This is a genomic window from Gardnerella sp. DNF00354 (assembly GCF_049262755.1).
Taxonomy (GTDB): Bacteria; Actinomycetota; Actinomycetes; order Actinomycetales; family Bifidobacteriaceae; genus Bifidobacterium; species Bifidobacterium vaginale.
Window position 1 is genome coordinate 1,421,937 of the sequence record NZ_CP058402.1, and the last position, 12,852, is coordinate 1,434,788.

At 36.6% G+C, this 12,852-nt stretch carries 9 protein-coding genes; 5 read left to right on the forward strand and 4 right to left on the reverse strand.

Annotated elements, in window-relative coordinates:
* Nucleotides 1-4: 4 nt before the first annotated feature.
* Together HXT24_RS05665 and HXT24_RS05670 are read right to left on the reverse strand one after the other, a co-directional pair.
* Entirely contained in the window at nt 5-790 is a 786-nt protein-coding gene (locus HXT24_RS05665) for a ComF family protein (protein ID WP_422119320.1), read from the reverse strand.
* Between the two features lie 119 nt (nt 791-909).
* The gene (locus tag HXT24_RS05670; protein ID WP_410311773.1) at nt 910-1,728 is read right to left on the reverse strand and encodes an HAD-IIB family hydrolase; all 819 of its coding nucleotides are present in this window, start codon (nt 1,726-1,728) and stop codon (nt 910-912) included.
* Nucleotides 1,729-1,903: 175 nt separating this feature from the next.
* Here HXT24_RS05670 and HXT24_RS05675 point away from each other — a divergent pair, with 175 nt between their 5' ends.
* Nucleotides 1,904-2,332 (forward strand): metallopeptidase family protein, encoded by a 429-nt coding sequence (locus HXT24_RS05675; RefSeq protein WP_422119321.1) that lies wholly within the window; start codon nt 1,904-1,906, stop codon nt 2,330-2,332.
* A 28-nt stretch (nt 2,333-2,360) separates the two neighbouring features.
* Here the strand turns inward: HXT24_RS05675 and HXT24_RS05680 are convergent, their stop codons facing one another.
* A complete protein-coding gene (locus tag HXT24_RS05680; protein WP_422119322.1) occupies nt 2,361-3,962 on the reverse strand; it encodes a DUF5719 family protein in 1,602 nt (533 codons plus the stop codon).
* Nucleotides 3,963-4,011: 49 nt separating this feature from the next.
* Nucleotides 4,012-7,311 (reverse strand): glycosyltransferase family 2 protein, encoded by a 3,300-nt coding sequence (locus tag HXT24_RS05685; RefSeq protein ID WP_422119323.1) that lies wholly within the window; start codon nt 7,309-7,311, stop codon nt 4,012-4,014.
* A 104-nt stretch (nt 7,312-7,415) separates the two neighbouring features.
* Here HXT24_RS05685 and HXT24_RS05690 point away from each other — a divergent pair, with 104 nt between their 5' ends.
* From HXT24_RS05690 to HXT24_RS05705, 4 genes are all read left to right on the forward strand, one after another.
* Nucleotides 7,416-8,870 (forward strand): LCP family protein, encoded by a 1,455-nt coding sequence (locus tag HXT24_RS05690; RefSeq protein ID WP_415686250.1) that lies wholly within the window; start codon nt 7,416-7,418, stop codon nt 8,868-8,870.
* A gap of 141 nt (nt 8,871-9,011) precedes the next feature.
* On the forward strand, nt 9,012-10,397 hold the full coding sequence (locus HXT24_RS05695; RefSeq protein ID WP_422119324.1) for an LCP family protein: 1,386 nt from the start codon (nt 9,012-9,014) through the stop codon (nt 10,395-10,397).
* Nucleotides 10,398-10,503: 106 nt separating this feature from the next.
* The gene (locus HXT24_RS05700; RefSeq protein WP_422119325.1) at nt 10,504-12,393 is read left to right on the forward strand and encodes an FtsK/SpoIIIE domain-containing protein; all 1,890 of its coding nucleotides are present in this window, start codon (nt 10,504-10,506) and stop codon (nt 12,391-12,393) included.
* Between the two features lie 179 nt (nt 12,394-12,572).
* Nucleotides 12,573-12,845, forward strand: coding sequence for a WhiB family transcriptional regulator (locus tag HXT24_RS05705; protein ID WP_004113182.1), 273 nt, complete (start codon nt 12,573-12,575; stop codon nt 12,843-12,845).
* Nucleotides 12,846-12,852: the final 7 nt, after the last annotated feature.

Sequence of the window (12,852 nt, forward strand, 5' to 3'; positions counted from 1 at the left end):
GTTATTATAATCCGTATAAATCACTTTCCTTTGACCATACTCCTGCTATAGCAAAACACGCAAAAACTGTTATACCACAATCTTTTAATGCTTCAACACAATTTTTCATCGTAGATCCTGTAGTGATAATGTCGTCTAAAAGTATTACCTTGCATCCTTTTGGCACTATTCTTGTGTCTACTAAAAACCCTTTTGTGGTTCGCAAAGATCGTCCCCTACTTCCTTTAACTTGAACTGATTTTACTTTTATTTTGCCCATTTTGATTGCTTTTACAACCTGCGTATTAATACCATATTCTTTAAGATTTTTAGAAACGTATTTAGCAATAGGATCCATGTGTTTTCTTCCGCGTTTTCTTTGTGATTTAGAAGACGATGGAATTGGTACGATAATAAGATTTTCAATAATATTTTCATCTGTATTTTTGCAATTACTTTCATAACTATTTTTATAATCACTAATAACTTTGATTATTAATCGAGAAACCAAATATGAAAAAGGCTTATCGAGAAGTTGATTACTATGATCCTTCCAACACAACAAGGATTTTCTTACAAAACCCACATAAGTTGAGCACGAATAAATATTTCCACACATTACGCTTATCAAAGGATCCTTATGCCATTCTTTAAACATACTCGTGCAATCATCGCACAAAACGCAATCAGGAAGATCACATCCTGCGCAGCCAACTGGAAGAATAAGATTAACCATGGTTTTAAAAACACTCGTCCAAGAAATGTTAAGAATAAGCCCATTTATTTTATGAGTTAGATTTTTTAAAAGCATAAAATCGACGATAAATATTACAAAATGTAATTGCAATAAAATTAAGTCAATGTGGTTAAAGGTTATTTTAAAATTTGAAAATATTTATGGAATTAGAAAATTGGCTAAACATCAGCGCACTAGGAATTAAGATGTTTTAACATTCCAGTGCACAAGTTAAATGTGTCACTAGGATCTTTTACTCTAATAGCCAAAGCTCCAGTTAAAGATGTTGGGTAATCATTACCGCCTTCATACATCCGATCTCCAACAAAAGCCATCTTATTTAAAGGAATATGGCAATAGGAAGAAAGAGCCTTAAGAGCTTGAGCCTTATTATCACCTTTGCTGACAATATCAACACTAGTAAAACCACCAGCGCGCACAGAAAAATCAGGCAAATTTTTAGAAATTTCTTGAGCTAAAGTAGTTTTTAAAATTCCACTAGGATCCCACTGTTTTTTAAATTCAACTGGAGCAAGTTGACCTAAAGCTGAAAAAGTGATTTGCGTACCACGATTCTCTATCTGACTCCCCCAAAGTTTTTCATCTGAATCACACTTCCACAAACCCATTTTTTTAGCACAAGATATAATTACTTCAATAACATGATTTGCATCATCGTCAGAAATATTATGCGAGTAAATGCAGTACAATTGCCCATCCGAAATGCGATAATAGCTTGCTCCATTAGTCGGCATAATGTGTAGATTATCAAGTCTTGTATATGCAGGTAAAACATTTAAAATCTGGCTTTTAACTAGTCGCAAGTCACCGCCAGTAATAACAGCAATAGGCAACCTATTTATCAAATCACCAAAAACTGTACGCATTCCACTTGTCATAGGCTTTTTTGAACAAGCAAGAGTATTGTCTAAATCAAAACCAATAAGTGAATACGATACAAGATACTCACAAAGTCCTTGCTCATTCCACTCATGAATATTAGACTCCAACACTTGCCTCCTGTACAAACCTTGCAATTCAAGTATTCCATATTATTAACATATTTACTACAACGTGTCTTGCATGTTTTGCAGACCACTCATTTCACCATCTATTTCACCATCTATTTCACTAACTATTCCACTATGAGTTTGTCAAATTGCCCTAGCATACAAATAAAGTTAAAGCATGACGTCTTTAATATGGGAACAGCGAAGATATAAAAATCGACACGGCAGAGGAATGAGAATGCCAATGTTTGGCACAAGACTACCACGGTACAGAACAGCAAGCGGAATGTTTGACTCAATGGTAGCTGGTCAAATACGAAGACTTAATGGATCATGGTCTAATCTTACAAAAGGCGTGCAGTTTGCTGTAGAAGATGTCCCACCATCTCAACCAGTACTTTGGGAAAGCAACAAAAGAATAATGTCTCAAGTATTTCCAGCTTCCAAAGGAATACCACCTAGAATCGTATTGTACAGGCTGCCGCTATGCACACATGTTACTAGTCGCGCAGAATTACAATACGCCATTCGAGATGAGATGGTCCAACGACTAGCAGAATTGTATGGCAGAAGACCAGAAGAAATAGACCCAGACTGGGGATTGTAAAGATAATTAAAGTAGTTTACTAAATAAATTACTTCACAATAGCAGGATTTGCTCTAACCTTAACACTTATTCTGTTAGGATCAAGCGATTTAGAAGGAATCCAAGCAACTCCTGCAAGTCCCGCGCTATTTACCGTATTATTTTGAATCCTAGAAGCAAAAGATACACCAAACTTTGATTTAAGCGTAAACATAATTGCTTTAGGATTAATATCTTTTGCAGATATTGTTGAAACAGTATAAGGTTTAATATCAACCACTTTAGAAGATACCTTTATCCCATAAGAATCATAAGCATTTATGGTTACGTGAGAATTATCCACTAAACCATTTGCAATATATAACGAAGTTTCATCTGCAGAAAGCGGAGATACAAAAGCACTATTAGTCATAGGATTAACAGCATTAACAAAAGCAATATCGCTCTGACCATCTTTACCGTTTCTTTCAACAGAAGCCATAATAAAAGTCGGGACAGTGCTTTGAGCAAAAATAGCGCCAACTCCCTTAGGAGCATTTCCTAAATCAACAACCTGAACTTGCCTTGCATTAAGATCTACTTCCTTAATGCTTTTCTTTCCTAAATCATCCAGCCAATATAAATCGAGTTTCCCACTTTTATCAGACCAAATATAAGCTTTGACCTGATCTCCATCTGTAATGCCGGGTAAAACAGGTTCCTTAGACGCTGAGGTTGTTGGCTGAATAATATCCACTCCCTTAGAAACAAGTCCTTGAGCGCGAACGACTTTAACAAAAGATGAAACTGGTGCTTGGTCACTTGAAACTTGAATATACAGCCCATTAGTTTTCTCGGCTGCGGCAGAAATGTTAAAAGAAGAGTCACTATGCGCTGGAACAGTAAAAGTACTTCCAGTAGATAGATTCATTTGAGCACCTGATCTACTTGTTGACCACGCTTTAACACTCACAACAGTTGGTTTTGATGAAAGATTAATAGAATTTAATCTTATTGACACACCTTCCGATATTTGCGGAATAATAAAGTTTTGTCGCATTGATGGAGATACGCAAGAAGTAGCAGACAAACCTTTTAAATCCCCATTTGTTGCCCAAGATACACTAGAAGCAACTGATCCAGTACCAGACTGTGCATTAAGAAAATTGCTTTCTAAAATTTGAGAATCTTTATCTACATTATTTTCAACAAAATAAGCTTTACTATCATCATCTAAATTAGAAGCATTAGTAAAAGATTTATTGACTAAATCTTTAGAATTCCCAGAATCTTTTAAACCATGTACCGAGGATTTATAAACATTGCCAAAGGATGCATATCGCGCAACCGACTTTAAATCACCTTCGGATTCTTGAAACTCACTATCGCCATAATTTGCTAAATCTGGCAAAGATACTCTAGTCGGGCAAACCGTTTGAAAATTAGTAGAACTTACTTGTTTTTCCACACTTCCATTCGGATAAATAGGATCATCCATAATATGTTTAAACGGAGATGTGTAGGATATTACAACAGCAGTAGAAACTAGTATTGCAGCGCTTAAAAGCGACAATGACCATAATTTGAATCTTCTAAAACGAGTAGAAGGATTAACAGAAGCATACTCTTCTGCATGGCGATGACTATTTTTAGAATTCTTATTCGACTTCATTTAAATCTTCCCTGACATATTATTCGTTTAATAAATCATAATCATCTAACTAATCATCTAAACGCTCTATTAAATTGCTATTATTAAAACGCGGCAACGCTACTAAGCAATACAATAATAGGACTAAAGCAAAAACAATAAACCAAGGCATTCTCCATGAAAGTGGACGAGAATGACTATAAATCGATGTTTTTGAAACAGCTTTTTTACTGTTATCAACATCAAAACGGCAGTATGTTCCGTGATCAGATGAAACAACAAGTTGAGTACCATCCGAAGCATTAACGTTCGCAATCAGGTTTTCTGTAGCCTCCTTATTAGAAGTACTATCAGAAGACAAGATGGAATTGTTAGCAGATAAGTTAGTTTTAGCTATGGAATCGTCAACAATATAAATTCCACCTATTCCAAGCTGTTTCAGAGTTTCTATAGACTCATCGTCTGCATGAGAAAGAAGCTTAGAAGCTGCATAATATAGTGTGTTTCTGCTAGGAGAATACCCGTAAAGTACATCTCGAACTTGTAATGCTGGAGATAGATCAATAAGATCACCGCGAACAGTTCGCATAAGTGAAATATCTAGCTCACGACTATTTATTGCTTTAATAGCAAGGACTCGATTAGAGTCATTCTTCCTTAAATAGTCAGAAACAACCATTGGTAAACCGTTATCACTTGCATAAACAGAAGTTAAAGGACCACTTGTTACAGCAAATAATCCGAGCAGAATAGCAACAGCAAAAATACCAAAAGCTAAAATTCCTCTAGCAAGATGAATAATCTTACGGAGCATCGCTTTAGCAGAGCGCCTAATAGCAGCACGCTTAGAAACGCGCGTCGTATAATCGTCTGGATTATTATCAATATTTATATTAGATCTTCGCAAAGGCTCAAAACGATGAACAGCTTTACCAGCGACCATGCACATGCAAGCAAGCACACCAAGCGCGCTTAAACATACACCTGGAAGAACGCTAGAAGATATAGGACCATCAAAATCTGCTGCGATAACGACTCGAGATGCAACTAATGAAAGAGCCATACCACTTACTATCACAACCCACATCATTCTAGAAGTTCTTAAAGCAAATGGAAGAGCAAGAGAAGCTAAAGCCATTAACAAAGCGAGAACAGCAAACACAATCATTATGATTCCGCGAAGCTGCATAATAGGCAAAGATTGAGAAGAAAAATGATTCAAATCAATATTGAAAGCTCTAAGTAAAACATCTAAATAGTTGACAACTCTAGGAGCACCATTGATTTTTTGCGATGGAACAGCCATAGTCGCAAAAAGCTGACGCCACATTCCAGATTCAAAATAGCGAACTACACTACCTAGAGTTGGAAGAAGAACCAACACAGAAGGTATAGGCATAAGCGCTAGCATAAAACGATGTGAACGAACCATTATCAATGATGCTACGAAAATAACAATCATAGGTAGGATAAGCTGAGGGCAAGCTGCAAGAGGAATCATAAAGCATAACGACGCGCATGCAGCACATTGTATAGATGGAACAGGAAGCACTGGGTCTTCTGTAACATACATTCCTACAGCGTGGAAAGCAAACGCAAATGCTGCTGGCAAAAACACCATTGTTAGAAGCATTGGTAAGTCGCCTCTAGCGAATATGCCAAATGCCATTGCAATCATTGTCCAACAAATACCAGAACAAACTCTTACAATATCGGAACGAGTAAATACTCCTGCAAGCGCCCAAAAACTTAACAACATTGCTGGAGCTGCAAGGAAGAAAATAACACTTACTGCAGCGATTGTATTGCCACCAAACACAATAGAGGCGAGCATCCAAATAATAAGAAGAGGAGATGGAGGTATTGCAGAGGCAAAACCATCATCTGGAATATAAGATCCAATTGCAGAATTAAAAAGTTGATTAAAACTAGAGCCAGTAGGAAGCAATTGGCTTGAATAAAGCGAGGATCCAGAAAAAATCTTACTAATAGGAGCACCATAAAGAAGCATAACAGCCGCAAACACAAGCAAAGAAGCAAAAATAGCAGCACTCCAACGAAGTAAAATTCGCTTATGCAAATGTCGTCTTGCAAGCGGACTTAAAATAACTCCCTTTTTTTGAGTTTTAAAAGCAACAGTCTTGTCTTTCCAACGTGTAATTTGGCTACGACTTGCTATAAGGGACGAAAGCCTCTTCAAAGACACTTTCGCCACTCTAGATACTCTTCTTCTAGCAAAAATAGCTCTAGGAAATTGCGCTAATGCTATCCACGGGAGCATAAGGTGCATGAATGCCACATATGGTTGCTTAGCAAACAAAGACTGCAAGGCGCGAATTAATGACATAGGCAGGCTACACAGCCAAACAATTGGCCACATAATCACACGAATATCCGTGTACAAATATCTTTGTTTTGCCATAATCGAATATGCAGAACCGTAGCAAATACTAGATTTTTCAACAGGTCTTTCTTCTCCACTTCGAGTGCGGATTCCATCAAAACGCGCTCTTCTATGCGCTATGCGAGCTTTTGGCACAACAACTACTCGCCCACCGCTTAAAATAACTCGCCTACAAAAATCGTTAGACTCTTCAAACGTTGTTAACCAAGGTTGAGTCCCTCGCATTGTTTGCCATGCGCTAAGAGAAACAAGAGCACCAGCCAAAGAAACAGAATAAACATCTCCACGAAAATCATACTGCTCCTGATCTGGTTCACCTTCTACAGTAAGAGAATGCACTCTATGTTTCCATGCATACATGCCAACATTGTGCAAAATCTTACCCTGCCAATCCACTTGTTTTGCACCGAGAATACAAGCTGTTGGTGTATTTCTCCATGTTTCTCTTAAAGCCTCAAGACACTTGTTATCGCAAGGTTTTGAATCGTCGTGAAGAAGCCACAAGGATTTAACGCCTTGCAATGGTAAAAGTTTTCTCAAAGATTTTTCTACCGCATCGCCAAAAGATTTTGCAGATTTAATAGGTAGAACAATAACCTTTATCTTTGCGTAAGATTCCTGTATATAACCCTGATTGTTGTTAGAAAAATCAACACCATAATTACTAACAAAATCTGCGCTAGAAATTAGACCAGATAATGTTGTTGGTTCTATTTGAACATTAAAAGATGTTACAGATTCTTTTTCTACTCTATTAGCACAATCAGCTACAACAATAGTTCCTGGAAGAACAGTTTGATTGATTAAAGCTTGCAAAGTGTCTTCATAAAACCGCGTATCTCTCTCAACACTCATTATTGAAATAATCGACGAATCAACTTCGCGCGGTTGCTTGCGATTTAAAGCTGAAAAAACGTGTAAAACATTATTTTCAAACGTATCAGTCTCAGCGGTTAATGAATCCATACATAATAGTGTACGCAAGGGGTATGTATTATGCATGTTTAGATAATTCTCAATAGAATGCACTATAATAGTGGCTCATATGTGTGTTTACGAAAGAAGGAAGCATGGCAGCCTCTCGCTATGAACAAGACCGCCGGTACCAAACTAACTATTGGGACTCCTCAGCTCCACATCATAGCTTAAGCAATCATATTTTAGATAATTCTCGTAAATTAATTTCTATTGTTATTGTTGCCATTCTAGCCTTCTTTTCTACAATCATAGCAGCTGTTTGGCTTGATTTTTCGTCTACAATACAATCCCGTGTTGTTAACATGATTACAAAAGATGGCAAAAAAGTTCAAGCAGTAGACCCTAACGCTGGTAAAACAATCAACATTCTTGTTCTTGGTCAAGATACTCGAGAAGGCAGAAACCGTGCTTTTCAGGGCGGTGGCGAAGATGAAAATCATCAATCAGATACGGCAATGATTGTTCAAATCAGCGCAGACAGATCCTATATAAATATTGTTTCTATTCCAAGAGACTCAATGGTTAAAGCAGCATCATGCAATACGACTAATGGAAAAATTCCTTCCAGACGCAAAGTGATGTTCAATTCTATTTTTGCTCTTGGATACGCTAAAGGCGGCGATTTAGCATCTGCAGCATCGTGCACTCTTGCAACAGTAAATGAAATTACTGGATTAGATATAACTAATTTCATTGTTGCAGACTTTAGTGGTCTAAGCGACATGATTAACGCAATAGGCGGCGTAAATTTGTGTATTCCAGTAGATACTAAAGATTACTACACTGGAGTTAATTTAAAGCACGGATTACAGCATTTAGATGGTGTTCAAGCAACACAGTATGCAAGAATGAGACATGATACTGCAAGCGACGGCTCAGATATTATGCGAACTACGCGTCAACAATATCTACTAAAACAGCTTATTCATCAAGCATTGTCTAAAAACTTGTTCACACAATCAGGACAGCTATATCAGCTTGCAAAATCTGCTCTAAAATCACTTAATATAAGCGAAGGATTAGCAAATCCTGCAACACTGGTTGGATTAGCAACAAGCCTTCACAAGTTAAATACTTCTAATATTTATGCACAAACAATACCGATTACAGCTGATCCAGCTGACGAGAATCGTGTTATTCTTGACGACAGTGCAGAAGACGTTTGGGAATTGATGAGAGAAAATAAACCACTTACTAAGCATCTTGCCTCTAAGCAAAGTAAGTCTGAAAAATCTACAAAGAAAAATTCTAAAAAAGATAAAAAATCAACTTCTAAAGATTCCAATGCCTCAAATGACGATTCGGATAATACGAACAGTACAGGTTCCTACGATTCTACAAGTAGCGGACCAGCAGGAAAACTTAGCGCTATTAATCCAAAAACTGGATTAGCTAAAGACGAATTAGGTAGACTAATAGACCCAAATAGTGGAGGCATAGTTGATCCAGATGATGGAACAATAAGAGATCCAAATACTGGGCATTACATGGGTATTGCAGATAAATACTTAAATAACACTATTTGCGCAGTTCCAAAAGGGAAATAATAAGAAATATAGAAAATATATTTTCGACACTGCTTTATAACCACAATGCTTTATAATGCCATTGTTAGTTATTGCATTGAGATAATACGATTAGAAATTATTAATTAGCAAACACATACGAGTTATGCTACAGGAGGATAAATGAGCCAGCAACGTCCAGAAGACGCTTCAGGGAATCAGAATAATCCTCCTAGTTTTGCACCATCTAATCGTAGAAAAAATAAAAATGGCTATTATTTACACAATTCAAGCTCAAATAATGTGAATGCAATACCGAGTTTTCCTCCTAAACAGAATCATAAATTTAAAGAAGTAGAAAATCAAAACTCACAAATCAACCAAAAAGCACCATCTTTTGCACCAACATCGCGCAAAAACGGTAACACAAGTCATCCAAAAATATCGAATACTACACCATCAATTAATGTGCAACCGATTAGCACAGCATATTCAAATTCCGAATCGCATACGATTTCACCTGACTCTTATATAGGAACGTCTAATGAAATCTTTGAAAAACCAGACGATGTAGAATCAGTTGATAATCCTGCTAATAACCCTATAGGTTATAGAAAAAAACATCATTTCTTAAAATACTTAACTCTATTGTTAGTAACGCTCTTAATTACTGTAGGAGTGTGTGGAGCGTTATCTTGGAACTGGGTTGATTCACAAATAAAACGCGAACCGTGGTTGACTAATACAGAAGACACTCAAGAAACAACGTGGCTTATTCTAGGATCAGACCAGAGAGAAGGCGAAGAGGCTAAAGAGATAACAGGCTTTAGAACAGACACTATTCTTGTACTAACAAAACCTGTGAGCGGACACAGCTCTTTAATATCAATTCCAAGAGACTCGCTTGTTTCAATAAATGGTCAGCAAATGAAAATAAACACTGTTGCGCAAGATATTGGAAAACGAGCCTTAACAAAAACAGTCGAAAAAATAACTGGTCACAAAATAGATCATGTAGCAGAAATAAAATTCGAAGGACTTACAAAAGTTGTAAATTCTCTGGGCGGAATAGATTTATGCTATAACCGTACTGTAAATGATGCATACAGTGGTCTTAATTGGACAGCTGGATGCCATAGCGTAGACGGAACAGTTGCGCTAGCTTTTTCCAGAATGAGATACGCGGATCCACAATCCGACTTTGGTAGAGCAGCAAGACAACGCATGGTGATAAGCGCAATAATGAAAAAAGCCTTATCTAGCAGCACACTTACAAATTTTGGAACCGTAAAAGGATTTGCAAAAGCATCTCTCGATTCAGCAATGTTAGACGAAAACTCAAATCCTGGAACACTACTAAACATGGGGCTTGCGTTTAAAGAAGCTACAGGAAAAGATGGTGTAACGGGAACAGTTTATTGGACAAACCCTGATTATGAGGTTTACGGAGTCGGATCATCAGTATTGTTGGACGACGCCAAAAACATTGAATTATTCAACCAGTTGTCTGCAGGAACACATGCTCCTGGAAGCGTGGGAACACTTGCAGAATTAATGAATCAACAATAATACGAATACAATTAACGCGATTAACACAATTAATACAAAAAAGTTTTATCGTATTTAAACCTTTAACCACACTGCTGTATTTTCCTTGCACAAACTGTAAAAACTCATGCATGATTGCGTTATGAAATATAAGGAATGTAAAAACTACGGGAACTATGAAAACAACGCAATCTATAGTAAAAACGCATCCTCAAAATCAATGTTTTGGATGCAGATTATCGCTAATATTGTGCCGATTTTTGCCAATATTGCTCTAGCAATAATGGCGTGCTTGCAAAAAAGTTGGATGATGCTAGCCATGGTTGTCCCAAGCATAATGATGTATATTGCTTGCTTAATACCACAAATTATTCAATACAATGTGAATAAGAAAAGTGATAACAAAAACGAAAATAATATTAAAAAACATGTTGAAACACAATTTTCTAAAAGGATAAGTCGCCAGCATGTTCAAGGTGTTCCAAATACGCTTGTTCCAATAAATTTAGAAGCAATACTGATAAATAATGCGAATCAAATAAGCAGCATAAGTAATTCTAAAAATATAGTAAATAGCAGTATTCCTCCATGGAAAAATGTTGTTTACTCTTGGCTAAAATCTTCCAACGAATCAAACAAAAAACTCGTAGCACCAATCGGGATAAGTGAAAACGGATATTTTTGTTTAGACCTTATTAGAAACGGACCACACGCTCTTGTAGCAGGAACAACAGGCTCAGGAAAATCTGTGTTACTAACATCATGGTGTTTGGCTTTAGCATTCAACTACTCCCCCAAATCTTTGCAATTTGTTTTTATGGATTTTAAGGGTGGAGCCACATTTGACGCTCTTTCCACACTCCCACACAGCATTGGGAATGTAGGAGATCTAAACCTTCAACATGCAGTAAGAGCACTTAGAGGATTAGAAAAAGAATTAGATAGAAGAGAAAGATTAGTAGCATGCCAAGGATGCCATGATATTAATCAAGTAAAACCATACCAGCCTTCACTGGCTATTGTTATAGACGAATTTCACGCATTAAAAAATCAATTGCCAGACTACATGAATCGTCTTATACGAATAGCATCAGTTGGAAGATCCTTAGGAATGCACCTTATAGCATGTACACAGAATCCAATGGCACAAGTAAATGCAGACATGAAAGCAAATATGTCTATAAACATATGTTTAAGAGTTAGAGATGCAATGCAATCTCATGAATTATTAGGATCATCTTGTGCAGCGAGCATAAATCCAAACAATCCTGGAGCAGCATACTGCAACACTGGAGATGGAATAATAGCATTACAATGCTCACAAAGCAGAAACAAAGATTCTCTTATACAAGCAATAAAATTAGCTGGAAAATTCTACTACTATAATCAACCTAAACAATTATTCAGTGCTCCATTACCAAGATATTTAGGTTATTCAACAATCAAAAATTATTGCAATAATACTTTTTGCAACGATAAATCTTCTAGGTTTAATTCTGACTTTAGCTATGACTTAAGTAAAGAAGATGGATTGTTAATAGGCTTAAAAGACGATGGCATTAATTTAAGCGAGGCAATTCTACCTATAAATCTGGGAAATATCGCAATTATTGGAGGAAATAAGAGAGGAAAAACTAATCTTATAAACGTAATTTCTAAAGCTATAAAATCAAGAAACACATACAACAATTCGCAAAATATTTATATTTTAGACAATGCGGACTCACTGCTAGAACCTTTTAGTAGCGACACAAAGTCTCAAGAATTTCAAAGTAAACTAATCAATCCAAAAATAACTGTAATTTTCTGCGCACAAAATGCAAGGCATATTCGTATACCAGAACAAGCACCAGTAAGAATAATATTCCCAACAGGAGATGCTGGAACGGATACAATGCTCGGAATACCATCAGACTTGCTAAAAACTCTTAATGTAGATGATTATCAAACTCCAGGAAGATGCGTAATGGTAATTCCTGGAAGTGCTAATCTATTACAGATTTTAAGTTTTTCATAAGGCTTTACATAAAAAATATTTTAAATTATTCAAAAAATTAAAAAAATAAAAAATTCTTAAAAAAGTCTTGAAAAAAAGTTATATTCATGGTTTCCTTGAGTGCGGATAGTTTTTAAAAACAAAGTTTAATAATAGTTTTAACCAGCGTAAGCTACGTTTTTTAAAGGGGATATTTATTTATGAGCAGCGCATTTGATTGGCGTTCAAAAGCAGCATGCAGAGACAAAGATCCTGAGCTTTTCTTCCCAGTAGGAAGTAACAGTGCATCTAATCAGCAGGTTGAGGAAGCCAAAGCAGTGTGCAGAACTTGTAACGTTGCAGACAATTGCCTAAGATGCGCGCTTGAAACAAGCCAAGATTACGGCGTATGGGGTGGTCTTAGTGAAGATGAACGACGATCACTAAAACGCAGGGCTATACGTGCAAGAAGAAACCAAAATGCAGAACTGTAATCTACAT